21 protein-coding genes and 4 pseudogenes are annotated in these 25,608 nt (G+C 71.5%); 11 read left to right on the forward strand and 14 right to left on the reverse strand.

Annotation, left to right across the window (positions count from 1 at the left end; genetic code table 11):
* Nucleotides 1-26 precede the first annotated feature (26 nt).
* The 5 genes and pseudogenes from sbnB to FB157_RS38895 all read right to left on the reverse strand — a co-directional run.
* Complete coding sequence (gene sbnB, locus FB157_RS38875) at nt 27-1,097, reverse strand: 2,3-diaminopropionate biosynthesis protein SbnB (protein WP_145885441.1); 1,071 nt, start codon at nt 1,095-1,097, stop codon at nt 27-29.
* Entirely contained in the window at nt 1,094-2,098 is a 1,005-nt protein-coding gene (locus FB157_RS38880; RefSeq protein ID WP_145885442.1) for a TauD/TfdA family dioxygenase, read from the reverse strand. Before FB157_RS38880 ends, sbnB begins: the two co-directional genes overlap by 4 nt.
* Nucleotides 2,099-2,140: 42 nt before the next feature.
* Nucleotides 2,141-5,395 carry a non-ribosomal peptide synthetase gene (locus FB157_RS38885; RefSeq protein WP_145885443.1) on the reverse strand — a complete coding sequence of 1,085 codons (3,255 nt, stop codon included), beginning with the start codon at nt 5,393-5,395 and terminating at the stop codon, nt 2,141-2,143.
* Between the two features lie 13 nt (nt 5,396-5,408).
* Nucleotides 5,409-7,994, reverse strand: coding sequence for a Pls/PosA family non-ribosomal peptide synthetase (locus FB157_RS38890; RefSeq protein ID WP_145885444.1), 2,586 nt, complete (start codon nt 7,992-7,994; stop codon nt 5,409-5,411).
* Nucleotides 7,995-8,189: 195 nt separating this feature from the next.
* Nucleotides 8,190-8,676: pseudogene (locus tag FB157_RS38895) on the reverse strand (MFS transporter); the annotation flags it as partial.
* 11 nt (nt 8,677-8,687) lie between these two features.
* On the opposite strand from FB157_RS38895, the pseudogene FB157_RS38900 reads away from it, so the two are divergent.
* Nucleotides 8,688-8,897 (forward strand): annotated as a pseudogene (locus tag FB157_RS38900) (IclR family transcriptional regulator C-terminal domain-containing protein); the annotation flags it as partial.
* A 110-nt stretch (nt 8,898-9,007) separates the two neighbouring features.
* Here the strand turns inward: FB157_RS38900 and gap are convergent.
* The 4 genes from gap to FB157_RS38920 form a co-directional block, all read right to left on the reverse strand.
* On the reverse strand, nt 9,008-10,006 hold the full coding sequence (gene gap / locus FB157_RS38905; RefSeq protein ID WP_145885445.1) for a type I glyceraldehyde-3-phosphate dehydrogenase: 999 nt from the start codon (nt 10,004-10,006) through the stop codon (nt 9,008-9,010).
* 103 nt (nt 10,007-10,109) lie between these two features.
* Nucleotides 10,110-11,066, reverse strand: coding sequence for a GlxA family transcriptional regulator (locus tag FB157_RS38910; RefSeq protein ID WP_145885446.1), 957 nt, complete (start codon nt 11,064-11,066; stop codon nt 10,110-10,112).
* A 52-nt stretch (nt 11,067-11,118) separates the two neighbouring features.
* Nucleotides 11,119-11,886 carry an NPP1 family protein gene (locus FB157_RS38915; RefSeq protein WP_145885447.1) on the reverse strand — a complete coding sequence of 256 codons (768 nt, stop codon included), beginning with the start codon at nt 11,884-11,886 and terminating at the stop codon, nt 11,119-11,121.
* A gap of 26 nt (nt 11,887-11,912) precedes the next feature.
* Nucleotides 11,913-13,034, reverse strand: coding sequence for a chitinase (locus FB157_RS38920; RefSeq protein ID WP_145885448.1), 1,122 nt, complete (start codon nt 13,032-13,034; stop codon nt 11,913-11,915).
* A 166-nt stretch (nt 13,035-13,200) separates the two neighbouring features.
* On the opposite strand from FB157_RS38920, the pseudogene FB157_RS38925 reads away from it, so the two are divergent.
* From FB157_RS38925 to pqqB, 8 genes and pseudogenes are all read left to right on the forward strand, one after another.
* Nucleotides 13,201-13,700 (forward strand): annotated as a pseudogene (locus tag FB157_RS38925) (MFS transporter); the annotation flags it as partial.
* A gap of 49 nt (nt 13,701-13,749) precedes the next feature.
* Nucleotides 13,750-14,367: a phosphotransferase-like protein gene (locus tag FB157_RS38930; protein ID WP_145885449.1), complete on the forward strand. Its 618-nt coding sequence runs from the start codon at nt 13,750-13,752 to the stop codon at nt 14,365-14,367.
* A 57-nt stretch (nt 14,368-14,424) separates the two neighbouring features.
* Complete coding sequence (locus FB157_RS38935; protein WP_145885450.1) at nt 14,425-15,930, forward strand: cytosine permease; 1,506 nt, start codon at nt 14,425-14,427, stop codon at nt 15,928-15,930.
* Entirely contained in the window at nt 15,927-16,484 is a 558-nt protein-coding gene (locus FB157_RS38940; protein ID WP_145885451.1) for a cysteine hydrolase family protein, read from the forward strand. The genes FB157_RS38935 and FB157_RS38940 overlap by 4 nt, the downstream gene beginning before the upstream one ends.
* Nucleotides 16,485-16,544: 60 nt before the next feature.
* Nucleotides 16,545-16,736 carry a hypothetical protein gene (locus tag FB157_RS38945; RefSeq protein WP_145885452.1) on the forward strand — a complete coding sequence of 64 codons (192 nt, stop codon included), beginning with the start codon at nt 16,545-16,547 and terminating at the stop codon, nt 16,734-16,736.
* 132 nt (nt 16,737-16,868) lie between these two features.
* Nucleotides 16,869-17,264, forward strand: a complete 396-nt coding sequence (locus FB157_RS38950; RefSeq protein WP_145885453.1) for an SseB family protein — start codon at nt 16,869-16,871, stop codon at nt 17,262-17,264.
* Nucleotides 17,265-17,394: 130 nt separating this feature from the next.
* On the forward strand, nt 17,395-18,507 hold the full coding sequence (locus FB157_RS38955) for a hypothetical protein (protein ID WP_186581884.1): 1,113 nt from the start codon (nt 17,395-17,397) through the stop codon (nt 18,505-18,507).
* A 65-nt stretch (nt 18,508-18,572) separates the two neighbouring features.
* The gene (gene pqqB / locus FB157_RS38960; RefSeq protein ID WP_145885454.1) at nt 18,573-19,463 is read left to right on the forward strand and encodes a pyrroloquinoline quinone biosynthesis protein PqqB; all 891 of its coding nucleotides are present in this window, start codon (nt 18,573-18,575) and stop codon (nt 19,461-19,463) included.
* On the opposite strand, the gene FB157_RS38965 is transcribed toward pqqB, so the two are convergent.
* The 4 genes from FB157_RS38965 to FB157_RS38980 all read right to left on the reverse strand — a co-directional run bounded on the left by FB157_RS38965 (nt 19,460) and on the right by FB157_RS38980 (nt 23,426).
* Nucleotides 19,460-19,858 carry a MarR family winged helix-turn-helix transcriptional regulator gene (locus tag FB157_RS38965; protein ID WP_145885455.1) on the reverse strand — a complete coding sequence of 133 codons (399 nt, stop codon included), beginning with the start codon at nt 19,856-19,858 and terminating at the stop codon, nt 19,460-19,462. The genes pqqB and FB157_RS38965 overlap by 4 nt on opposite strands.
* A 73-nt stretch (nt 19,859-19,931) precedes the next feature.
* A complete protein-coding gene (locus tag FB157_RS38970; RefSeq protein WP_145885456.1) occupies nt 19,932-20,282 on the reverse strand; it encodes a VOC family protein in 351 nt (116 codons plus the stop codon).
* Between the two features lie 130 nt (nt 20,283-20,412).
* Nucleotides 20,413-22,722: an FtsX-like permease family protein gene (locus tag FB157_RS38975; protein WP_145885457.1), complete on the reverse strand. Its 2,310-nt coding sequence runs from the start codon at nt 22,720-22,722 to the stop codon at nt 20,413-20,415.
* Nucleotides 22,719-23,426 carry an ABC transporter ATP-binding protein gene (locus FB157_RS38980; RefSeq protein ID WP_145885458.1) on the reverse strand — a complete coding sequence of 236 codons (708 nt, stop codon included), beginning with the start codon at nt 23,424-23,426 and terminating at the stop codon, nt 22,719-22,721. The genes FB157_RS38975 and FB157_RS38980 overlap by 4 nt, the downstream gene beginning before the upstream one ends.
* 139 nt (nt 23,427-23,565) lie before the next feature.
* Between FB157_RS38980 and FB157_RS38985 the strand changes: the two genes are divergently transcribed.
* Nucleotides 23,566-24,414, forward strand: coding sequence for a sensor histidine kinase (locus FB157_RS38985; protein WP_145885459.1), 849 nt, complete (start codon nt 23,566-23,568; stop codon nt 24,412-24,414).
* Nucleotides 24,411-25,094, forward strand: a complete 684-nt coding sequence (locus FB157_RS38990; protein ID WP_145885460.1) for a response regulator transcription factor — start codon at nt 24,411-24,413, stop codon at nt 25,092-25,094. The genes FB157_RS38985 and FB157_RS38990 overlap by 4 nt, the downstream gene beginning before the upstream one ends.
* Before the next feature lie 15 nt (nt 25,095-25,109).
* On the opposite strand, the pseudogene FB157_RS38995 reads toward FB157_RS38990, so the two are convergent.
* Nucleotides 25,110-25,513, reverse strand: a pseudogene (locus tag FB157_RS38995) (LacI family DNA-binding transcriptional regulator); the annotation flags it as partial.
* Between the last annotated feature and the right edge of the window lie 95 nt (nt 25,514-25,608).

Raw genomic sequence — 25,608 nt, forward strand, 5'->3', positions numbered from 1 at the left:
CTGGTGCCAGGGCCGAGGACAACGCCTCAGCCGAACCGGCGCAGGTCGTGGAAGAAGTCGTCGATGAGGCGGAGATTGCCCGCCACGGCTGCTTCGTCGTAGACGTACTTGCCGACGGCGAGATCGAGCACGCCGAGTCCGAAGGGCGAGAAGATCACGGGGCGGTCGGGCGGCGGGGCCGCGCGTCCGAGCATCACGTCGTTGAGCGTGCCGTTCAGGAAGTCACGGTTGCCGGTGCACTGCTCGACCAAGTGGGGGGACGTGCCGGCCTTCAGGCAGTGCTCGACGTCGTCCACGAAGTTCGCGGAGGCGAGCAGGACCTCGGGGGAGAGGTCGCGCAGCGAGATGTGCAGCACCAGCGGGTTGTGGTCGAACCAGGCCGGGGAGCTGATGTGGGGTTCGCCGGCGATGGTCGCGAAGACCACCAGGTCGCTGGAGCGGATGAGGTCCTCGGCGCTGTCGTGGACGACGATCTCCGCGGTGGTCCCGGCCTGCCGCAGGTAGCCGCAGAACCCGGTGGTGCTCTCGGCGGACAGGTCGTGCACGCCGATCGTGTCGAACGTCCAGTCCGTCCCGGCCAGGAAGGTGTGGATGTAGCGGGCGATCAGCCCGGTGCCGAAGAACCCGATCCGGGTGGGGCGGGACCGGTCGCGGCTGAGCCAGTCGGCGGCCAGCGCGGCGGACGCGGCGGTCCGGGTCGCGCTGATGATGGAGCTCTCCAGACAGGCGAACGGGTAGCCCGTCCCGGGGTCGTTGAGGATGAGCACCGCCGAGGCCCGGGGCAGCCCGGCCCGCACGTTGTCCGGAAAGCTGGAGATCCACTTCATCCCGTCCACGTGCACCGACCCGCCGACGGAGGCGGGCAGCGCGATGATCCGCGCGCTGGGCCGGTCGGGGAACCGCAGGAAGTAGGAGGGCGGGTTGACCGAGTCCCCGGCGCCGTGCAGCCGGTAGGTGGCCTCGACCAGCTCCACGATCTGCTTCTCGCGCCCGCTGAGCGCCTGCTGCACGTGCGTACCGGAGATCACCGCGAACGTGGGCACCGGGGCCCCCTCGGCCAGGGGCTGCCGGGCGGCGGTGGACGACAGTTGGGTCATCGCTCGCTCGCCTCCGAGGTCGGCCAGCAGTCGGCCAGGCGGCGCGGCTCGGCCATGCCGACCAGCACCTGCCGCTCACCGGTGAAGGGCTCTCTGCTGTGGGCGGTGCGCAGGTTGTCGACGAGCATCAGGTCGCCGGCCTGCCAGGGCTCGCGCCGGGTGTGCTGTTCGTAGGTGGTGTTGAGCAGCTGGACGACGTCCTCGCCGATCGGGGTGCCGTCACCGTAGCGGGTGTTGAACGGCAGTCCGTCCGCGCCGTACACGTCCACCAGGTACTCGCGCACCTCGGGAGCCAGCGTCCACTCGTTGAGGAAGGCGATCTGGTTGAACCAGCAGCGCCGGCCGGTGAGCGGGTGCTGCACGACCGCGCTGCGGCGCTGCTCGGTGCGCAGGGAGCCGTCGGGCTGCCAGGCGAAGTCGATGGCGTGGGCGCGGCAGTAGCGCTCGATCTCGGAGTGGTCGTCGGTGCCGAACGACTCCGCCAGGGAGGCGCCGATCTCGTCGTTGTAGGCGCGGGTCAGCAGCCAGCCCTCACGCTCGAAGCGTTCCGTCAGCGTGGTGGGCAGCGCCTGGAGCACCTCTTCCGCGTCGGCCACCGCGGTCGCCCCGCCCTCGTCGGGCGCGGTCAGACACGCGAACAGCATCAGGCCGGGAACCTCCAGCCGGTAGCTCAGCTCGTGGTGCATGCACATCGGCTGGTTGGCCGGCCAGGTGGTGGAGGAGTACAGCCCCGGGCCGTAGGCCTCACGGGGGGCGAAGGCCTCCTGTTCCGGCATCAGACGGCCGGCCAGCTCCGCGAAGACGGCGCCGGCCCGGGACACGTCCCGCAGCCCCAGTCCGCGGACGAGGAGCGCCCCGTGCTCGGAGACCTGCGCATGCAGCGACTCGCGGTACTGGGCCGCCCAACTCGCCGCGTCACCGGGTGACTCGACACGCAGGATCGCGGGTCTGTCCGGCCGCAGCTCCACGTCGAGGGGTGCTGCCAGAGGTGAGGACGACATCTCGGATTCCCTTCGGTTGCCCGTCTGGAGGCTCTGCACGGCTCAGGAGGAGGCCAGCGGAGCCACGACACCCAGGACGGCCCGTGCTGCCTCGGCCGGACGGGTGCGCGTGAAGTAGTGGCCGCCGTCGGCCAGCTCGTGCAGATCCACGTGCTCGGCCAGGAGCAGCCAGTCCCGGTAGTGCCGGCCGTGGCCGGCCGTGTGCGGATCGTCGGCCGCCACGACCACCGATACCGGCACGGACAGCTTCACCGGCGGCGGCCCGTCCAGCGCGGCGCAGAAGTAGCGGTGCGCGGACACGCAGTCGTGCAGGTAGGCGGCACCGATGTGCTCGGCGTGCTGCGCGTTCAGTTCCGCGAGTTCGGTGTAGCCGCTGTCCGCGGTCAGCCGTTCGGCGATCTCGGCGTTGCTCCGGCTCGTCAGTTCGCCGACGGCGGCGTACCGGTCGGGGGCGGTGCCGAGCAACTGCGCGCCGAGGAACACGCGCAGCACCTCCACACCGTGCTCCTGGAGCCGTCTGGCCGTCTCCAACGCCGTTGCGGTGCCCGACGAGTGGCCCCACAGCAGGACCCGGGTCAGGCCACGCGCGGTGATCTCGGCGGCGACCCGCTCCGCCACCTGCTCGATCGACGCGAACGGCTCGGAGTGCGCGGCCAGGTCGTGACCGGGCAGGTCCACCGCGAGGACCGTCATGCCGCGGCCCGCCAACACGCTGGCCATCGGCTGGTAGTTGACCGCGTTGCCGCCCGCGTAGGGGAAGCACACCAGTGCGCAGTCCTTCGCGCCGCCGCCCGCGGTCAGCGGCTGCAGCAGCTCCGGGTGGTGCCGGGGCGTGCCGTCGAGGAGGGCCGCCAGGTCGGCGAGCACCGGGTGCCGGGTGATGTCCTTCAGGGACACCGCGCGGTCCAGCGCGAGGGTGAGTCTGACCGCCGTCAGGGAGGTGCCCCCGGCGTCGAAGAAGTGGTCCTCGCGGCCGATCCGGCCCTCGGGGACCCCCAGCAGATCGGCCCAGACCGCCGCCAGCTTTCGCTCGGTCGGGGTGAGCGGGGCGCTTTCGTCGTCGCCCGGCACGGAAGGTTCGGGCTGCGCCGCCAGGGCGGTGAGCGCCTTCCTGTCGATCTTGCCGTTGGCGGTCAGCGGCAGGGCGGCCTGCCAGTGGAAGGCCGAGGGGACCATGTAGGAGGGCAGGACCGCACCCAGCGCGTCGCGCAGCACGTCGGCCTCCAGGCGCCGGCCCGTGCAGAAGGCGATCAGGTGCTTGCTCCCGCCGGCCCGCTCGGCGACGACCACCGCACCGTCGCGCACCCCGGGCACCCGCAGCAGCGCGTTCTCGATCTCGCCGATCTCGATACGGAAGCCGCGGATCTTGACCTGGTTGTCCCGGCGGCCGAGGAACTCCAGCTTGCCGCCCGGGTGCCAGCGCCCCCAGTCGCCCCCGAGGTAGAGCCGCTCACCGGGCCGGAACGGGTTTTCGCGATAGCACTCACGGGTCCGCTCGGGATCGTTGACGTACCCCCGGCCCACACAGACCCCGGAGAAGGCGATCAGACCGGGAGCGCCCAGCGGCACCAACGACAGGTACTCGTCCACGACATGGACGTGCACGTTGTTGACCGCACGCCCCAGCAGGACCCGCTCGGGCACGCAGTCCATGACCTCGTGGTTGGTGTCGTCCGATGTCTCGGTCAGTCCATAGGCGTTGACCAGCCTGATCCCCGGCTGGATCGCGAACCAGCGCTGGACCAGCTCCCGTTTCAACGCCTCACCGGTCACCGAAACACACCGCAGGTCCGGCAGCGCCCGGGGATGCTGCTCCAGGTACGAGACCACGACCTCCAGATAGGAGGGCACGACCTGCGCCACGCCGGCCCGGCCGCCGGCCAGCGTGTCGACGAACCGCTCCACGTCCACGATCACGTCCTGGCCGACCAGCAGCGTCCGCCCGCCCACCAGCAGCGAGGAAATCAGCTGCCAAAGCGAGATGTCGAAGCACTGCGGGGCGGTCTGCGCCACCACCGAGCCCTCGGCGATCCCCAAGTCGTCGATCTTGGCGTGGAGGTGGTTGAGCATGCCCGCGTGCTCGCACATCGCCCCCTTCGGCTCGCCGGTGGAGCCTGACGTGAAGTAGATGTAGGCCAGCTGGCCGGCGTCGACCCGCACTCCGACGTCACCGTCGGCGTGCCCCTCCGCGTACGCCCCCTCGATCAGCAGCCTCTCGACCCCGGGCAGGGTCGCCAGCGCCTGGTCGAGGGCGTGGGTGCTGCCGGATTCGGTCAGGACCAGCCGGCACCCCGCACGGGACAACGTTGCCACGATGCGGTCGGCCGGGAAGTTCGGCTCGATGGGCAGGTAGGCGCCGCCCGCCTTGAACACGGCCAGGGTCGCGGCCATCCAGTCGAGGTTGCGCTCGGTGACCACGGCCACCACGTCTTCCCGGCCCAGCCCCCGCTTCAGCAGGGCGCGCGCCAACCGGTTCGCGCGCGCGTTGAGTTCGGCGTACGTCCACTCCTGCTCGCCGTGCACGGCCGCCACCGCTTCCGGATGCGCCCGTACCCGCTGCTCGAACAGTTCGTGTGCGCGCGCGTCCGGCAGCTCCCGGCGTGGTCCGGCCAGCTCTTCCAGCTGCTCCCGCACCTCGTCGTCCGACAGCAGACTCTGCCGTGCGTGTTCGGCGTCCACGTCCGCCGTCATCAGCCGCAGCGCCGTCAGGTGGTAGCCGCCGATGCGGGCCGCACTCGTGGCGTCCAGGACATCGGTGCGGTACCTCAGCCGCAGCCTGAGCCGCCCGTCCCGGTCGGACCAGCGCAGCTGCAGCACACCGTCGTCGACCAGCGTGTTCTCGGCACCTCCCCGGGGACCGAACACGACCTCGTACGACGGCTGCGCGGTTCCCAGCTCCCGGCACAGCTCGTCCACCGGGAACTCGCGGTGCGCCAGCAGCTCAGCCTCGGCGTGCTGGGCGGTCGACACCAGTGCGCGCCAGGTCCCGGGGGGCACCGACAGGCGGCACGGCAGCGGCTCGCCCCGCACCCCGGCGGCGTACCCCGTCACCACGTCCTGCTCGCCGGACAGCGCGGCCAGCACCTTGGCGTGTGCGGCCAGCAGCAGTGCGCTGACCGGCACCGCCAGATGCCGTACCAGCCCACGGGCCGCGTCCGCCACGTCGTCCGGCACCGACACCTCGTGCTCGGCCGTTCCGGGAACCGGCTCCCGAACCCACCGTGGCACCGCGGTCGTACCGCCGGCGGTCAGCACACGGCTCCAGAACTCCCGGTCCGTTTCCACGCGCGCTCCCATCGAATGACCTCCCTCAACTCACGGACGCCGCGGCGGCGTCGGCCGAAGAAGGTGCTGTGGCCCGGTCGCCGCCGCAGAGCTGTTCGACGGCATCCGGCATGTCCACGGCGGGGTTGCCTCCCCACCGTGCGTGTGCGGGGACCTCCTCGCCCTTCATGAGGAAGGAGTCCGGCGCCAGTACGGCGCCGTCACCCATCGTCACGCCGTAGTGCACATGGGCGGCGACGCCCAGCGTGCAGCCGGCGCCGAGCGTGGTGCCGTCGGACTTGAAGGTGCCGTCCTCCTGCGAGTGGCACTGGATCTTGCTCCCGACGCTGAGGGTGCAGTCGTCGCCGATGGTGGCGAGCGTCCGTTCCGTCAGGTAGCAGCCGTCGTCGAACACCCGGCTGCCGATGCGTACGCCCAGCAGCCGCCAGACCAGGGCCTTGAACGGGGTGCCGTTGAAGATGTTGAGGTAGTGGTCCGGCACCTTCCACAGGCGCTCGTGCCACCAGAAGTAGGGGTCGTAGATGGAGCACAACCGCGGGCGCAGCGCACGGAACGAGGTGAGGCAGCGCTCCAGCAGGACGTAGTAGAGGGTGGAGAACATGAGCGTGATGGCCAGATAGGTGGCGATCACCACGTGTCCGAGCACGCCGTAGAGGTCGACGGAGGCCAGCCCGAACGCCGTGAGCACAAAGGTGTGCACCCATCTCACGAACAGATGGAAGGCCATCGAGCGGAGGTTGTAGCGGTTCTTGGCGGCGAGACGGTGCTGGAACGTTTCTCCGGTCCTCAGGTCGTCGAACCGCGAGTCACGCTCCACCGACCGGGGAATCTCGAAGCAGGGCGAGCCGAGCAGCCCCACGCCCTCGCGGACCTCACCGTCGAGGGGAATCATCACCTTCGTCGCGAGCAGACAGTTGTCACCCGTCCTGCCGCCCGAGGGATAGGCGATGTTGTTCCCGAGGAAGTTGTGCGGTCCGATCGAAGCCCGCGACACCCGGAACGACGTGCTGGAGAAGTCCGCGTTCACGATGGAGAGCCCGTCGGCCACCATCGTTCCGCTGCCGACGGAGACCAGGTACGGGGTCTCGTGCTGCACTTCGGTACCGAAGTTCGACCCGGTCTGCTCGACGTGGGACAGGTCGTATCCGAGAGCGCGGAGGTAGTACACGATGTAGGAGCTGTCACCGAAGAGCCACTTGAAGAACTTGATGTTCGTCATGCGTGCCGTCGCCCGGTGCAGCGCGTAGTGGAATCCGTAGAGCGGATAGACCCGGTCGGGCTTGACGGCCACACTCACCAGGCGCGGCAGGGAGAACAGGGTGACGACGCCCAGGACGAGGAAGCCGAGGAACAGGACCAGGGACAGGACCAGCGAGTCGTCGAGCACTTCCGACCACGTGAGCGAGGCCGTGTCCGGGCCGAGTCGCTTGCCGATCGCCGGGACCAGGACGAACAGCATGTACAACCCGCCGACGGTGACCGGTATGTACAGGAGGAACAACTGGAGCAGGCTGACGAGGCCGAACCAGGTCCGGCGCGCGGTACCGCACTTGGCCGGTGCGACCCTGACGTAGTCGATCTCCGTGGGCTGTCCCGGGGTCCCGTGCCAGTGTTCGCCGTCCGGGACCGCCTGACCGCGGTACAGGGCGGAGGAGTGACCCAACTGGGCTCCGTCGCCCATCGTCGTGTCGATGTCGAGGACGGTCTTCTCGCCGATGAACACGTCGCGGCCCAGGGTGACCCGCCCGGTCTGGATACGGCCCGCGTGCGCCCGGTAGCCGAGGAAGAACGAATCCTTGCGGATGACCGTACCCTCGCCGATGGTGAGCAGGTCGGTGCAGACCGGGACGGAGTGGGAGAGGATCGTGACTCCCTTGCCGATGTGCGCGCCGAGGGCCCGGAGGTAGAGCACGTAGAGCGGATTGCCGATGAAGAGAATCATCGGATTTCCGTGGAGCAGTACCTTCACGAACCAGAAGCGCAGATAGGCCAGACTCCAGACCGGGATGTCCGCCGGTTTCCAGCGGCCGATGAGAATCCATTTGGCGAGCACCGGGAACAGGCACATGGCCACGAACCCGGCGCCTCCGAAGAGCAGCGACCGCAGATAGATGTGGGTCAGACCCGAGCCGGCGGCGATCCATTCGTAGCCCCGGGCCGCGACGAATCCGGCGACCAGGGAGTACACCAGGAAGATCAGCAGCTGGAGTGTTCCGCAGAGCACATGGCTCGTCCTGCGCGTCGGAGCAGGCGGCGCCGGCGGTGTGGCCGGGACCGGTGACTCGGCGGGAGCGGGTGCGGGTGCGGCTTCCGTGAGAGCCGCCGCGAGGCTCCGGACCGTGGGGTGCCGGTAGATGTCCTTCATGGACGCCGACGGCAGGTCCGGTATTTTCCTGACCCGCGCACAGAACTGGGCCATCACCAAGGAGTTGGCACCGAGGTCGGTGAAGAAGTGGCTGTCGACCGGAATCTGTTCGACGTCCGAGACGTCGGCCAGCACTTCCGCGAACCTCTTCTCGGTGTCTGCTCTCGACGGGCCGGAACTGTTCTGCCTGGCGGCGACTGCTTCGTCCGGCCCGGATATATGGACCTCGGAGGACTGCTCCACCATGCGATCTCCTGGAAGACGTCTGGATCGGGCGAGTTCTCCTTGCTGATCACGAACCGCCGGGTTCAGTTTCGGTCGGCCATGGTGAGCTTGCCACTTCGAAATCGACCGCCGTTCGACGCGGAACGCCCGACGGCCCTGTGTTCCCTGGCTCCCCGCAGTACGGGGGCGCGTTGCGGATCACCCGAATGGCTGTCGTCACCGACCGGCCGGTCGAACCGTCGGCGCCGGCCTCCGGCCGGGAAAGGCGTCGGCCTCCTCCGCGTTCTCCTGACGGTCCTTCCCGGCGGCCTTGCGGCCGGGCAGGACGGCCAGGACGATCACGGCGCCGGCGCCCATGATGATCCCGCCGACGAGGCTGGTCCGTGCGACACCGTGGGCGAAGGACTCGTGGACCGCGTCCACCAGGGCCTGGGCCTGCTGGGGGCAGCCGGACCGGGTCTTCGCGCTGCCGTGCGACCGCGAGTCCGGCCCACACGGACTCCTCGGCGCCGTCCAGTGCGGCGGCCGGGGAGGTGCCTGCCGGCCAGGTCGCCCAGCCTGTCCCTGCAGGCCGTGGCCGGCAGTGAGCCCAGGACGGCGATGCCGAGGGAGCCGCCGAGCTCCAGGGACGTGTCGTTCGCGCCGCCGCCGACGCCCAGTCGGACTCGGGGAAGGAGCCCATGATCGTGTCGGTGGCGGGAGACGCTCAGTCCGAAGAAGATCCAGGTCTCGGGCCTGGCGTACGAGGAGCGGGAGGCCGCGCTCGGAGTGAGCCGCATCGCGGCCCCCGTCTTCGCCGGCGACGCGACGGTGGCCGCCCTCTCGGCGGCCGTACCCTGCTCACGCTTCCGACCGGCCCAACTGGCTCCGGCGGTGCGCACGGCAGCACTGGGGCTGTCCCGTGTGCTGCGCGGAGCCGGCTGAAGGAAAGCCGGGACAGAAGGCTGAGGAGGGAAAGCCGAGAGAGAAAGTCGAGAGAGAAAGCCGAAAGGAAAAAGGGCGGCCCCGGACGCGGGGCCGCCCTGGGGGCTGGGTCAGCGGGTGGCGAGCAGTTCGAGCGTGTCGATCACTCGGTTCGAGAAGCCCCACTCGTTGTCGTACCAGGCGACCACCTTGATGTGGCGGCCGTCGACCCGGGTGAGGGCCGAGTCGAAGATCGACGAGGCCGGGTTGCCCACGATGTCGGCCGACACCAGCGGGTCGTCCGAGTACTCGAGGACGCCGGCGAGCGGGCCCTCGGCCGCCGTGCGGTACGCCGACAGCACCTCGTCGCGGGTCACGTCACGGGATACCGTCGTGTTGAGCTCGACGATCGAGCCGACCGGAACCGGCACGCGGATCGAGTCGCCCGACAGCTTGCCGTCGAGGTTCGGCAGCACGAGACCGATCGCCTTCGCGGCACCCGTCGTGGTCGGCACGATGTTGACCGCGGCGGCACGGGCCCGGCGCGCGTCACGGTGCGGACCGTCCTGCAGGTTCTGCTCCTGCGTGTAGGCGTGCACCGTGGTCATGAAGCCGTGCTCGATACCGGCGAGGTCGTCGAGCACCGCGGCCAGCGGAGCGAGCGCGTTCGTGGTGCACGAGGCGTTCGAGACGACCGTGTGCAGGGCCGCGTCGTACGCGTCGGTGTTCACGCCGAACGCGAGCGTGACGTCGGCGCCGTCCGACGGCGCGCTGACGAGCACCTTCTTCGCACCCGCGTCGAGGTGGGCGCGGGCGGCCTTGGCCGAGGTGAAGCGGCCGGTCGACTCCAGGGCGATGTCGACACCGAGTTCGGCCCACGGCAGCCGGCCCGGGTCGCGCTCGGCGAGCACCTTGATGCGACGGCCGTCGACGACGAGGGTGTCCCCGTCGACGGTCACGGGGCGGCCGAGCCGGCCGGCCGTCGTGTCGTAGGCGAGCAGCCGGGCGAGCGTGGCGGGCTCCGTGAGGTCGTTGACGGCGACGACCTCGAGATCGCTGTCGCGCTCCAGCAGCGCGCGCAGCACGTTGCGTCCGATGCGGCCGAATCCGTTGATGGCGATGCGAGTCATCAGTCATGTCCCTTCGGTTCGCCACCAGGGTCTCGGTACGCGGCCGACCGGGACAGCGGCGCGATCGCCATGGTTCGAAAGGATTGCGCCAGGTGGTGATCGACTACTCGCCCTTGGTGAAGGTGCGTCGGTATTCGCTCGGCGTGGTGCCGAGGATGCGCTGGAAGTGCATCCGCAGATTCGCGCCGGTGCCCAGACCGACATCGGCGGCGATCTTCTCCACGCTCAGTTCCGAACGTTCCAGCAGCTCACGGGCCAGGTCGATGCGGGCGCGCATGACCCACTGCATGGGCGTGTACCCCGTGTCCTCCGCGAAGCGCCGGGAGAAGGTGCGCGGCGAGACGGCCGCGTGCCGGGCGAGCGCCTCCAGGGTGAGCGGCTCGGCGAGCCGGTGCAGGGCCCACTCGCGGGTGGCGGCGAACCGCTCGCCGAGGGGCTCGGGCACGCTGCGCGGCACGTACTGCGCCTGACCGCCGCTGCGGTAGGGGGCCGCGACCAGGCGCCGGGCCGCGTGGTTCGAGGCGGCCACACCGAGGTCGCCGCGCAGCATGTGCAGGCACAGGTCGAGTCCGGAGGCGGCCCCGGCCGACGTCAGCACGCTGCCCTCGTCGACGAACAGCACGTTCTCGTCGACCTGGACGAGCGGATGCTTCGCCGCGAGCGCGCGTGCGTAGTGCCAGTGCGTCGTGGCGCGCTTGCCGTCGAGCAGTCCGGTGGCGGCGAGCGCGAAGGCGCCCGTCGAGATGGCGGCGAGCCGCGCACCGCGGTCGTGGGCGGCGATCAGGCCCTCGACGACGGCCTGCGGCGGGTCTTCGCGGTCCGGGAACCGGTAGCCGGGGATGAACACGATGTCGGCCCATCCGAGCGCGTCGAGACCGTGGGCGGCGTGGTACGACAGGCCGTCGCCGCCGGCCACGAGACCGGGCGCCGCGCCGCACACCCGCACCTCGTACGGCATGCTCGCGCGGGTCGTGAACACCTGTGCCGGAATGCCGACGTCCAGCGGTTTCGCGCCCTCGAGCACGAGAACGGCGACGCGGCGCAGACGGGAGACAGGCACGACGACCAGGGTAATCGCTTGCGCGCCGCCGGTTCCCGGAGCGAAGGAGCCGTCAGGCGCCGGGGTCGAAGGGGATCCCGGACGGCATGGAGTGCGCCAGGGCGTACTGGAAGTCACCGTCCTTGATCTTGATGGTGGCGGCGCCGAAGCCGGCGCTCAGGAGCTTGTCGCGGTAGCCCGCCGGGTAGCCGTTCCAGCCCACCAGACGGGGGAAGTACCAGCCGCCGGTCACGTTCTCCGGGGGCTCGTCGTTGGTGTTGGCGAAGCGGAAGTCGTGGGTGGACACCCCGTCCTTGTGGTAGACGATCTTCGGGTGCGTGCCGTCGAAGCGGACCGAGGAGCGGGCGGCCACCTGGTAGCTCGTGTGCTGGGACACGGACACGTACTGCACCTCGTTGTCCTTGATCCACACCACGACGTGCTCCCAGTCGTGCGTGTGGCCGATGGCCGCCGGGCCGAGCGTCGCCTGGTCCTTCTCGAAGTAGCTGGCGTACATCACCGCGCACCAGCCGTTGTTGCACTTCTCGCGCGAGTAGGTGTTGGCGTTGGCCAGCTGCGCGTAGTCGTGGCAGTGCCCGTTGACGTCGCCGCCGAGCTTCAGGCCGGGGTTGACGGTGCCGTCGGCTCCGATGGCGGCCGTGGCGTAGCAGCCGTCGCCGTCGTAGTCGTAGGCGGGGGAGAAGGTCTGTTCCAGGCCGTCGGCGTTCTGCGGCAGCAGCTGCAGCACGTTCGCGTGGGCGCTCGCCGGGACGGCCACGACGAGCGTCAGCGCGCCGAGGGCACCGAGAAGGGCCTGGGTCAGGGAGTTCGGGTTGCGCATGACGGCTCCTTGCCGGGCGGTTCGGGTCAGCAGTACAGGTTGTCGCCCGCGGGGACACCGAGGATCTGGGTGAAGCGCTGGTAGGCGTCGACGCGGCTCTGCACCTGCGCCGGGTTCCTGCCGTCGCACTCGAGGGAGCCGTTGATGCTGCGGACGGTCTGGCCGAAGCCGGCGCCGCCCACCATCGCGTTGTGCGGGGTCGTGCTGCCCGGTCCGGACTGGGTGTTCCAGTACCACAGGCCGGTCTTCCAGGCGACGGAGGCGTTGTTCTCCACCTGCCAGGGGTTGTTGAGGAGATCGATGCCGAGCGCGTCGCCGGCGGCCTTGTAGTTGAAGTTCCAGCTGAGCTGGATCGGGCCGCGCCCGTAGTAGGCGGCCTGTCCCGCGGGGCAGCCGTAGGGCCGGCTCCAGTCGCAGTAGTGGGGGTAGTTGGCGGTGTTCTGCTCCACCACGTACACCAGTCCGCCGGTCTCGTGGCTGACGTTGGCGAGGAAGGCGGCCGCCTCCTGCTTCCTCACGGTGTCGCTGCCGGTGTTCGCGAAGCCGGGGTAGGCGCTGAGGGCCGCGGTCAGCCCGCTGTAGCTGTAGAACGAGTTCCGGTTCGGGAACATCTGGTTGAACTGCGCCTCGCTCGCCGCGAATCCGGACGGGGTGCCCCCGCCACCACCGCTCCCGGGCGCGTTCCACTTCTGGTTCGCCCCGCCGGAGCAGCTCCAGATCTGCAGCCGGGTGCTGTTGGCGCTGTTGTTGTCCCGCACGTCCAGGCACTTGTCGGCCGCCGGGTTGACGATGTCGTGCGCCGCGGTCACCACCCACTGCTGGTTGGCGCCGCCCGAACAGTCCCACAGCTGGACGGAAGCGCCGTCCGCGGTGCTGCGGTCGGTCACGTCCAGACACTTGCCGAGCGCCCGCAGGGTTCCGTCCCCGGGGTCGGACCAGATCTGGGCGCCGGTTCCGTTGCAGTCGTAGAGCTGTACGGCGGTGCCGTTGGCACTGTTGGCACCCGCCACGTCGACGCACTTTCCGGCGAGTCCGGTGATCGCGCCGTCGGCGGCCTGGGCTGGAGCGGCGGTGAACAGCGCGGCGAGGACGGCGGCGAGCACGAAGCCGATCGTGAAGCGGGACCGTCTGCGGCTGGAAGTCGGCATGGAGGAGTCCACTCCTTGGCTGTGTGGGGGCGCCCGGGAACCTAAAGGTCTGGACCTGCTTTCGTCAAGAGGTGAAGTAAGTGGTGAGGAAGGTGAGTTGATGAATGTCCGGCCGGGGCTGGACCGGGCCGCGTCCGTCAGCCCGTCGGGTGGGAACCCGGTGTGTGGCCGAACGTCCGCCGGAAGACGCGTGCTCTGCCTCGGCGGCGCGGTGGGCTCCCTGCTCGGCGGCGCGCCGGCCGGCCGCTGGGGCAGGGTGACGGCTGCCCGCCGGTCGTACCTGGTCTCGGTCGCGGCGGTCGCGGGCGTGGTGTTCGTACCGGGCCCCGCCCTGTACCTGTTCGTGGCGCTGACCTCGGCCGGTCTGTACGTGCCGTTCTCGCTCCAGGTGACGCTCGGCCAGGACTGCCTTCCCTCGCGGGAGGGCACCGCCGGCGGGATCACCCTCGGCCTGACGGCAGCATCGGCGGTCCGGCCGGCCCTCTCATCGGCCACCTCGCCGACGCGTCCTCCCTGCGGACCGCGCTGGCACCCCTGATCCTCATGCCGGCGCTGAGCCGGCTCCTGTTCCGCCCCCTGCCCGAACCCGACTCCCCGTCGCCCGGCCCGACTTCAGCCGACCGTGGCCGAAATCCCCTCGGGTTCCGGAGCGGCCCCATGCGATGATCGCGAAGCCACACCGGCTCAGGACCTCCGCGGACGGAAGGACCACACCATGGCGACCGAGGCGGCTCGGGTCACGGCCGACCCGGACCACGCACGCATCCCCGACACCCCCGCCGGGGGCACGGTCATCCTGCTCAACGGCACGTCCAGCTCAGGCAAGTCCAGCATCGCCCGGGCGCTCCTCGACCTGCTCGACGGCACGTGGTTCCACCTGCCCGTCGACGCGTTCCACGCCATGCGCTGCGACAATCCCATCGCCGACGAGGACCTCCAGGCCGAGATCGACCGCACCGCCAAGGGCTTCCACCGCGCCGTCGCCGGGATGGCCGCGGGCGGCAACAACGTGGTCGTGAACCATCCGCTCTCCCGCCGCTGGCGGCTGCTCGACCTCCTCGACCTGCTCGTGCCCGAGGACACCGTCCTGATCGGGGTGCGCTGCCCGCTGCCCGAGCTGGAACGCCGGGAGCGCGAGCGGGGCGACCGGCAGCCGGGGCTGGCCGCCATGCAGTACGGGCAGGTGCACTCGCACGCAGTCCACGACCTCGACGTGGACACCAGCCGGCTCTCCCCGCAGGAATGCGCCCTGCGCATCCGCGACTTCCTGCCGGACCGGCCCCGGCCCACCGCCTTCGAACAGCTTCGTACGACCCTGCGGAATCCGGCCTGACGCATCGGTTGGCCTCGGCTGGGCACGTCTGGACAGGTAGGGACAGGTTGATCGGCGATGACGCATCCGCAGGACTCCCCCGACAGCAGATCCACCGGCCGGCAGATCCAGTTGGAGACGCACGGACTCGACGTGATCGGGGACGCTGAGCGCAAGGGCACCCCACGCACGCTGTTCTGGCCCTGGTTCGGTGCGAACGTCTCGGTCCTCGGCCTCAGTTACGGCGCCTTCGCCCTCGGCTTCGGCACCTCCTTCGGGCAGGCCCTCGCCGCCGGCGTGCTGGGCATCGTCGTCTCCTTCCTGCTCTGCGGCTTCATCGCGGTCGCAGGCAAACGCGGTTCGGCGCCCACGATGGTGCTCAGCCGGGCCGCCTACGGCGTGCGCGGCAACCGGCTGCCGTCCGTGATCTCCTGGCTGCTCACCGTCGGCTGGGAGACCGTCCTCACCGCCCTCGCCACCATGGCCACCGCCACCGTCTTCAGCCGGCTCGGCTGGGGCGGCGGCACGGAGACCGAGGTGGTCGCGCTCGTCGTGGTGGCCGCGCTGACCGTGGTCGGCGGGGTCATGGGCTTCGACCTGATCATGCGTCTGCAGACCTGGATCACCGTGATCACGGGCGTGCTCACCGTCGGCTACGTCGGCCTGGTCGCCGACCACATCCACTGGAGCACGGTCAGCGCGATCCCGGCAGGCTCCGCCCAGCAGTTCACCGGCGCGCTGGTGTTCATGATGACCGGCTTCGGGCTCGGCTGGGTCAACGCCGCAGCCGACTACTCCCGCTACCTGCCCCGCAGTTCGGCCGGCCGGGGTGTCATCGGCTGGACCACCTTCGGAGCCTCCGCCGCCCCGCTGCTGCTCCTCGTCTTCGGCCTCCTGCTGGCCGGTTCCTCCGAGACGCTGAGCAAGGCGATCGCGGCCGACCCGATCGGTGCGCTGACCACGATCCTGCCGACCTGGTTCCTGGTGCCGTTCGCGGTGGTCGCCGTCCTCGGCCTGGTGGGCGGCGCCGTCCTCGACATCTACTCCTCCGGCCTGGCCCTGCTCTCCGCGGGCGTGCGTGTGCCCCGCCATCTGGCCGCCCTCTTCGACGGCATCCTGATGATCGCGGGCTCCGTCTACATCGTCTTCTTCGCCGACAGCTTCCTCGCCCAGTTCATGGGCTTCCTGACCACGCTCGGCGTGCCCGTCGCCGCCTGGTGCGGCGTCATGCTCGCCGACCTCGCGCTGCGCCGCCGCGACTACGACGAGAACGACCTGTACCGCCCGCACGGCCGCTACGGCGACGTCCCCCTGCTGCCGCTGCTGCTCACGCTCGGCGCCACCGCTGTCGGCTGGGGCCTGGTCACCAACACCTCCGCGAGCTGGCTGACCTGGCAGGGCTACCTCCTGGAGCCGCTCGGGCTCGGCGGGAGGGCCGGTGCCTGGGCGTACGCCAACCTGGGCGTTCTGGCCGCCCTCGCGCTCGCCTTCCTCGGCACCCTGCTGCGGGGCCGGGGCCGGGTGCGCGAGCAGGAGGCCGACGCGCCGAGCCCGTCGCCGGGCGAGGGGGTGCACAGCGCATGACCTCCGCCCCCGGTCTGCTGGCCGTCATCGACATGCAGCGCGTCTTCGCCGACCCCGCGAGCCCCTGGGCCGCTCCCCGTTTCGCCGACGCGGCCGCGGGCGTACGACGCCTGCTGCCGGCCTTCGGCGACCGTGTCGCCTTCACCCGCTTCCTGGCCCCCGGGCAGCCGACCGGAGCCTGGCGCGCCTACTACGCCCGCTGGCCGTTCGCCCTCCAGCCGCCGGACGCCGAACTGTGGGAACTGGCGGACGAGTTCGCCGGCCACATGGGCCATGTCCTGGACGCCACCACCTTCGGCAAGTGGACCCCGGAACTCGCCGAGCGGGTCGGCCCGGAGGGCCGCCTGGTGCTGGCGGGCGTCAGCACCGACTGCTGTGTGCTGTCCACGGCCCTGGCCGCGGCCGACGCCGGCACGGAGGTCCTGGTGGTCGCGGACGCCTGCGCGGGCGTGGACGACGCCTCCCACGCCAGGACCCTGCACGTGCTGGACCTCTACCGGCCGCTCATCCGGGTCACCACCGTCGACGACCTGCTCGCCGGGGCCCGCCCCTGACCGGCGTCCCGCTCAAGCACCGGCGGATCAGCCGGATCCCCATGCGGGAGATCCGCGGCGGTGGCCGCCCGCCGGACGACCTGCTCGGCCGTCCTGCGCGCCGGCCCGCGAGGGGGAGCTGCTGCCGCGGGCACCGGGGGACTGCCGCTCGACACGCGGAGCGCCGACCGGGCGGCCGACGGCTCCTTCGTCGCGCACGTCGCCGGCCTGCTCGACCCCGACCACTGCCGGCCGACAATCGCCTTCGGCTGACCTGCCACGGCATGTACCCGCCCTCCGCGCAATCCTCACGCATGCCCCGGGCCGCACGGGGTACGCGAGCGGAGCACGCCCGGGCGCCGGCCCGTGCGTGGCCGTACAACCGCCGCTATCTGGGGATCTGCCATGGAAACACCCGCACACGACGCCCTTCCGACGCCGGCCCAGCAGGCGCTGGACGCGCTGGCCGTGAACGCCGAGGACCAAGCCGCCCTGGACACCCTCGCCCACAGCGAGGTGCTCGTCCCCGTGCCGGACGACGCGGTGGACGGCGACGGCAACGGCTCGACGATCGCCCTGCCCATACTGGAACAGGCCGGGGGCGATCCCGTCGTCCCCGTGTTCACCTCGGAGGGAGCGATGACGGATCTGCTTCCCTTCGTCTCCCGCTACCACCTGATCCCCCTCGGCACACTCGCCGCCCACTGGCCCGACGACGACCTCTCCCTGGCCATAGACGGCAACTCGACCCACGGCCTGACCCTCACCTCGCACGGAGTACGGACCCTTCTGGCACGGTGAAGCGCAAGCCGACGTAAGGGGCGCGGGGCCGTGTCGATGTGCGGCTCGGCCGCGCCGGCGCGACGGACCACGACGCACCGCACTCGCGAACGCACCGAGAGCCCACCCGCTCAGAGGCCAAAATGACGGCATGCAATGGATCTCCGGAGCTGCCGGCGGACTGGTCCTGGTGCTGGTCCTGACCAGCATCGTCCGCACCCTCGTAGTCCCCCGAGGCCTCTACTCCATGCTGGTGTTCCGCCTGTGGTGGCTGCTGCGCAGGCTCCTCGGGCTCACCGCCGCGCGCGGCGGCTACCAGGCCATCGACCGCGCCCAGACCTGGCTCGCCCCGCTGATGCTGATCGGCATGCTCGTCACCTGGCTCGGCGGGGCCCTGCTCGGCTACGGCCTCCTGCTGTACGCGGCGTCCCCGCTGTCCTGGGCGACCGCCTTCCGCGAGGCGGGATCCAGCCTGTTCACGCTCGGTTTCGCGAGCGGCGCCCGGCTGAAACTGTCCGTGCTCGACTTCATGGCCGCGGCCACCGGACCCGTCCTGATCGCCCTCCAGATCGCCTACCTGCCCACCCTGTACGCCGCCTACAACCGTCGTGAGCTGGAGGTCACCCTGCTCCAGGCACGGGCCGGCGAGCCCGCCTGGGGCCCGGAGATCCTCGCCCGGCAGTGGCTGGTGGAGACCGAGACCGCGCTGCCCGACCTGTACCGGGCCTGGGAGCGCCTCGCCTCGGACATGGGCGAGAGCCACTCCACGTACCCGACCCTGCTGACCTTCCGCTCCCCGCGCCCGCACCGCAGCTGGCTGGTCGGGCTCATCGCCGTCATGGACGCGGCCGCCCTGCAGCTCGCGCTCGACCCGCGGCTCGCCCCGCCGGAGGCCCGTCTGGTGCTGCGCGCCGGCTTCACCGCCCTGCGCGACATCGCCCGCGTGGTGCGCATCCGCTTCGACCCCGACCCTTCGCCGGGCAGCCCGATCCAGCTGACCTTCGAGGAGTTCGCCGAGGCGGTGGCCATGCTGGACGCGGCCGGTTTCCGTGCGGAACGCAGCCCGAAGAATGCCTGGCCGCACTTCCAGGGCTGGCGGGTCAACTACGAGGCGGTCGCGTACGAGCTGTGCCGCCGCTGCGACGCGGTGCCCGCCCTGTGGACCGGCCCCCGCGACTTCCCGGGCGGGCCCATTCCGCCGCAGCGCCCCATGGACCGCCGGCCCGATGACGGACGGCCGGAACTGCCCCCCGTCTCCGAGTAGTCACCCCGCCCTCCGGCGGGAAGATCCCACCGGAAGGTCCGCCGTACGCGAAGGAGCCGATCGTCGTGAGGGTCGTCCTGCTGGGCACCGCCGCCGGAGGCGGCTTCCCGCAGTGGAACTGCGCCTGCGCGCTGTGCGAGGCCGCCCGCGAGGGGACACTGCCCTCCCGGAGCCAGGAGTGCGCCGCCGTCACCGGAAACGGCCGGGACTGGTGGCTGCTCAACGCGTCGCCCGATCTGCGCACCCAGCTCACCGCCGCCCCAGCCCTGCGGCCCGGCCCCGGCCCCCGCGACACCCCGCTGCGCGGGGTACTGCTCACCGACGCTGAGGCGGACCACGTCACCGGTCTGGCCGAACTGCGCGGAGCTGCGGGCCTGAAGGTCTACGCGGCCCCGCCGGTCCGCGCCGTCCTCACACCCGCCCGCGCCGCCCTGGACCGCTACGCCGCCTGGGAGTGGGCCGACAGCCTGGCCGACGGCGGCTTCGTGCTGTCCGGTGGACTGGTCGTCACGGCCCATCCGGTGGGCACCAAGATCCCGAAGTACGTACCGGCACAGGCGCCCGAGACCGGCGGCCCGTGGGTGACGGCGTACCGCGTCGAGGACCTGGCCAGCGGGGGAGTGCTGGTGTACGCGCCCTGTGTCGGGGCCTGGAGCTCCGTGCTGGACGAGCTGTGCGCGTCGGCCGACTGCGTGCTGCTGGACGGCACCTTCTTCGCGGCCGACGAGATGGGCGGCGCGGTGCGGACCGGTGCCGGGCAGGCGGCCATGGGACACCTGCCGGTCACGGGCCCGGACGGCTCGCTGGAGGCCCTGGCCCGCCATCCGGGCGCACGCCGGATCTACACCCACCTCAACAACACCAACCCGCTGCTGGACCCCTCCTCACGGGCACGCGCGCGCGTGGCCGAACACGGGGTGGAGGTCCTGCCGGACGGGGCGGAGCTGACGCTCTAGCCGGCCCGCTCGGTCAGCATCCGCTCCAGCACCGCCCGCTGGAGCGGCAGTACCTCGGCGTACAGGGCGCGGCCCTTGGCCGTGAGCGCGACCCACACCCCGCGCCGGTCCTCCGCGCACACCGAGCGCTCCACCAGGCCCTCCTTCGCCAGACGGCCGATCAGCCGGGACAGCGCGCTCTGGCTGAGATGGACCCGTCCGACCAGGTTCTGCACCCGGCACTGGTCGCCCTCCCCGGGCGCCGCGGTGGCGAGGATGTCCAGCACCTCGAAGTCGCTCGCGCCCAGCCCGTGCGGGTGCAGGGCACGGTCGATCTCGCACATCGTGTGCGCGTGGAGCGTGAGGATGTCCCGCCACCGCTCCTCGAGCCGGCTGTCGGCCGTCGTGACTGCCATACCCGCACCGTAGCACCGATCCGGCCAATTGTTGAGTGTGCAACTAGTGCGGGCGCAAGCACTCGTACGGGCCTCAGGCGGACGGGTCCTGGAGCAGCCCCACCAGGTTGCCGTCGGGGTCCTTCACCGAGGCGATCAGCCTGCCGTTGCCGACGTCCCGCACGTCCTGGAGCAGTTCCGCGCCCGCCTCCAGCAGCGCGGCGAGCCGCTCCCGCAGATCGGCCACATGCCAGAACGGCACCGGCCCGGTCAGCCCCTGCGCGTGCCCGCTCGGGTCGAGGCCGACATCCTGTCCGGCGGCCTTGAAACCGACGTAGTAGGGCTCGTCGACGTACGGCTCGACGCCCAGCAGGGCGGTGAACAGGGCCTTGGACCGGTCCTTGTCCTTGACGGGGTAGATGATCGTCTGCAGGCCGGCGGTCATGGAACTCACTCCTTCGAGGTGCGTGGCCCGACGGGTTTCCGTCGGTGCTCTCACGCTAGGGCGGGGGAGCCCCGCGCCGCTTCTCCGATCCTGACCGGTTGCGGCGGCGGGCTCCCCGGGGCCGGCGTGGTCACTCGCTGCGCAGCACCTCCGCGACGGTCAGACGGGCCGCCCGCCGGGCCGGGACGAACGCGCCGAGGACCGCGATCACGAGCCCCGCCAGAGCCAGAACGGCCAGCGTCGGGGCGTGCCAGACGTCCGTCAGGTACGACGGGAGGGTGATGTCGATCGCCGCCGCCATCCGCGGCACCACCAGCTCGTAGCCGACGATCCCCAGCGGGATCCCGAGCAGGGAGCCCACCGCGCCGAGCATCGCCATGGATGTCACCGTCATCACCGTGACCTGGCGCGGGGTCATGCCGATCGACTTGAGCATGCCGAGGTCGCGGCGCCGGTCGTGGGTGTTGAGGACCGCCGTGTTGAACACGCCGAGCGAGGCGACCAGGGCGAGCATCAGGGTGAGCGCGGTCGCGGAGCCGACGATGGTGCGCGTGACGTTGTTCGGACCGCTCAGCTGGAGGGACAGACCCGGGTCGGCCGCCCGCACCGCGCGCGCGTACGCCTGCTGGTCGGCGCCCTCGCGGAGTCTGACGTGGTAGGCGATGGGCTTCGCGTCCGGGATCAGGGCCGTGACCGTCGGCCAGGCGCCGACGACCAGCCGGTCGTTGTCCAGCATGGTCTCGCCGACGATGGTCAGCCGCTCCTCGCGGCCGCCCTTGCGCAGCCGCAGACGATCGCCGACGTGTGTGCCGGTCCGGTGCAGGAACGCCGTGCCGGCCACGACCTCCCCGGTGCGGTGCGTCCAGCGGCCCCGGACCAGGACGCTGTCCAGCGGCACGTCCCCGCGCCGGCCCTCGAACATGACCACCTGGGTGGAGCCGACGAGGAGCGCTTCGTCGTCAGACCGCGCCGTGACCCGGGCCGCTCCCGGCAGCGACTCCAGCATCGCCTGGAGCTGCCGGTCGCCGTGCACCGGCCGCACCTCCTTGCCGTGCCGGAGGTTGCCGACGTACACGGTGACGTCGAACGCGTGCTGTCCCGCACCCCCGAAGCCGGTCAGCGTCGTCGTCAGACCCGTCGCGAACGTCACCGTCGTCACGCCGAGGGCCACGGCGGCCAGCGTGAGCGCGCTGCGCGCCGGACGGGCGAACGGCAGCCCCACACCGAGGCTCACCGACCGGGGCAACCGGGCACCCGCCAGGCGCCGCTGGAGGCCGAGCGCCCGTCCGGCACGCGGCGCGCTTCCGGCACTGATCGCCCGCGCCGCCGACATCCGCCGCGCCCGCATCGAGGGCCCCAGCGCGGCCAGCACGCACACGAGCGGCATGCCGAGCAGGGCGAGCGCGTTCACCCATGGCGCGATACCGACGCTGTCGTGCAGCACTCCCGCGTTCGGCCCGGTGAACACGAACCCGAAGAAGGGGTGCGCCAGCAGGTTGCCCGCGAGTGTGCCGAGCGCACAGCCGAGGACGGACGGTACGGAGATCATCACGAGGTAGACGCCCAGCACCTGACCCGGCGAGAACCCCAGCGCCTTGAGGATGCCGATGTGCCGGAACCCGGAGACCACCGCCCCGCCGACCACGTTGGCGACGATCAGCACGGCCACCAGGATGCCCAGGACACCGAAGGCCATCAGGTACGGCGCGTAGGCGCGCGCGACGCTGCCGACCCGGTGCTTCAGCGCCAGATACGTCTCCGACCCGGCGAGCGCGCTCTTCGGCAGCTCCTCGGTCACCTGGGCCATGCCCGCGCGCAACGCACGCTCCGACGACGCGTCCCGGAACCGGAACAGCATCTGGGTGCCCGTCGGGTGCAGGGCCGCGATCTGGTCCGGGGCGACCCAGGCGTCCGCGGTGTGGCTCAGGTCGAAGCCGAACCCGACGATCGTCAGCGTGCGCCCCGACGGCAGGCGGACCTTCTTGCCCAAGTCGTCGGCGGTCCAGTCGGACTGCCGGTTCAGGACGATCTCCCCGGGCCGGGTGGGCCACCGGCCCGCCCACACGTTCACCCGGTCCACCGGACCGCCGGGACCGGAACGCCCCACCACCGTGACCTCACCGCCGAGACCGAAGTTGCCGGCATCGCGCGGAAGGTCCAACGAGGCCTGCCGGAACGGTCCGGCCGCCGCTTCGACCGCGGGCCGCCGGGCCGCGTGGGCCAGTTGCGCGTCCGACACCCCGGCCGGGTCGAACGCGGCGATGACGTGCGGCCCGCGCTGCTTTCCGAAAGCGTGGTCGAAGGGCGCGGACGCCGCGTCCACCAGGCCCAGCGCGACCACGATCGACCCCGTCGACACGAGCGTGACCAGCCAGATGACCAGCGTCTGAAGTCTCCGCCGGCGTACGGCCGCCCGTGCGGCCTTCCACACCGCCCTCATGCGGACGGCTCCAGGGTGTGCTCGCCGGTCACCCGGCCGTCGGCGACCTCCACCAGCCGGCTCGCGCAGCGCCGCGCGAGATGCCGGTCGTGCGTCACGATGATCAGGGTCTGGCCGATCTGGTTCAGGTCCAGCAGCAGGTCCATCACCTGCTCCCCGGCCCTGCTGTCCAGCGCGCCGGTCGGCTCGTCGGCCAGCAGCAGCGCGGGCCGGTTCATCAACGCCCTTGCCACCGCGACCCGTTGCCGCTCACCTCCGCTGAGCACCGCCGGGTAGGCGTTGCGCCGGTCGGCGATGCCGAGTTCCCCGAACAGCTCCAGGGCCCGCCGCCGGGCCTGCCGGGCCGGTGTGCCGGTCAACTGGCCGGCCAGCGCCACATTGTCGAGGGCCGACAGGTCGTCGATGAGGTTGAAGAATTGGAAGATCATGCCGATCCGGCGCCGCCGGTACAGCGCGAGCCCCTTCTCGCTCAACTCCCCGACGTTCTCGCCGTGTACGACGACGGTGCCGGACGACGGCCGGTCGAGACCGGCGATCATGTTGAGCAGCGTGGACTTGCCGCATCCCGAGGGCCCCATCACCGCGACCGCCTCCCCGGCCCGGATCTCCAGCGAGACCCCGCCGAGGGCGACCGTCTCGCCGTACTCCTTGTGCACCCCGTCGAGCCGTACGACGGTGTCTCCCGTTCTCACCTCAGTGACCATGGACAGGACGCTAGAGGGCCGAAGGGGACCGGGGCATCCCTCCGTGGATGGCACCCGGCGGCGGGACTCATCCCAGGGATGCACGGCCCTGAATCCACAGGTCGATGCGGATGTCGGTGCCGTCTGCGAGAGTTGGGCCATGGGGGAGTACGACGTGTTGGCGGCGGCGCTCGCGCCGGCGTGCGCGGCCGTCCTGGTGCTGGCGGCCGCGCTGGTGCGCACCCGGCGCCGGTGGCAGACCGCGGTCGGGGAGCGGGGGTGGCTGCTGGAGCGGGAGCGGGAGAGTGCCGCCGAGGCCGCGATCGCGGCCGAACGCGACCGGATCGCACGTGAGTTGCACGACATCGTCAGCCACAACGTCAGCCTCATGGTCGTCCAGGCGAGCGCCGCCCGCGAGGTGCTCGGCACCATGCCCGACGAGGCCGCGACCGCCCTGCGCGCCGTCGAGGACGCCGGGCGGGGCGCGATGACCGACCTCAGACACCTGCTGGGGCTGCTGGCGCCTGCGCAGAACGGCGAGGACACCGACCCGGGCCCGGCCCGCGCCGACGACCCCGGCACGCCGCTCGCCCCCCAGCCCGGCCTCGACCGGCTCGGGCACCTGGTGGACCGGATATCGTTCGCCGGCCTCCCCGTCGAGGTCCGCATCTCGGGCGAGCCGCGCCCCCTGCCCCAGGGAGTCGACGTGACTGCCTACCGCATCATCCAGGAGGCCCTGACCAATGCGCTCCGGCACGGCGACGGCGGCAAGGCGGAGGTGTCCGTGCGCTACGCCGACCACGCCCTGCGCGTCGAGGTACTCAACACCGGCCTCAGCGTGCTGACCGGCACCGCACCGGCCGTGCCGAAGCCGCACGGTGCGGGCACCGGGCGCGGTCTGCTCGGACTGCGCGAGCGGGTCGCCGTCTACGGCGGGGACCTGGACGCCCGGCGCAGACTCGGCGGTGGCTACCGCGTCCGCGCCCGCATACCCCTGGACCGCCCGTGACGGAGCAGGCGCCCCAGGGCGCGCCCCGCGTCCTGATCGCCGACGACCAGACGCTCATCCGGACCGGCTTCCGGCTGATCCTCACCGCCCGGGGCATCGACGTGGTCGGCGAGGCCGCCGACGGCATCGAGGCGGTCGCCGCCGCCCGTGAACTCTCCCCGGACGTCGTGCTCATGGACATCCGGATGCCGGCCATGGACGGCCTGGAGGCCACCCGGCTCATCCTGGAGCAGACCCCGGACTGCCGGGTGCTGATGCTGACCACCTTCGACCTGGACCGGTACGTGTACACGGCACTGTCGCTCGGGGCCAGCGGCTTCCTGCTGAAGGACGTCACGCCGGAACACCTGGCGGCGGCCGTGCGACTCGTCGGCACCGGCGACGCCCTGCTGGCGCCGCAGATCACCCGGCGCCTGGTGGAGCGGTACGCGGCCGAGGCCGAGCGGACGGCCGAGACCGTCCCCGCCGACCTGGCCGCTCTCACACCCCGCGAGCGGGAGGTGCTGACCCTGATGGGACGCGGCCTGTCCAACACCGAACTGGCCGCCGAGCTGACCCTCAGCGAGGCCACGGTCAAGTCCCACGTGGCCCGGATCTTCGCCAAGCTGGGGCTGCGCGACCGCGCCCAGGCGGTCGTCCTCGCCTATGAGACGGGGCTGGTCAGACCGGGCCGGCGGTGACCGGCCCGGGCGTCCTCAGGTCGACTCGCGGCGCACCGGTTCCGTCGGGAGGATCACCGCGGCCGGATCCTCGCCGCCGATCTGGGCGAGCAGCACCCGCACCATCTCGGAGCTGATCCGGTCCCGCGGCCGGCGGATGGTGGTCAGTGCCGGAGTGACGGCGGTCGCCGCGGGGGAGTCGTACCGCCCACGGCGATGTCCTGCGGCACCCGCTTGCCCGCCCGCTGCAGCACCGCCGGCACGCCCTGGGCCATCAGGTCGGAGGCCACGAACACGGCGTCCAGGTCGGTGGCCTGCGCCGGCAGCCGCTCCGCGCCCGCCTCACCGCCGGCCCGGCTGTAGTCGCCGGAGACGATCAGCCGCTCGTCCACCTCGAAGCCCGCCTCGGCGAGCACCTCCTTGTACCCGGCGAGCCGCTCCCCCCGTTATGTTCTTCGCGGTCCTGCAAGAGGGCCGCTGGCCTCCGGACCCGGCATGGCTGGTCCCCCCTGTCGAACGTATGACCTGGGGGGTG

The sequence above is a fragment of the Streptomyces sp. BK340 genome (assembly GCF_007827595.1).
In the GTDB taxonomy this organism is placed as follows: domain Bacteria; phylum Actinomycetota; class Actinomycetes; order Streptomycetales; family Streptomycetaceae; genus Streptomyces.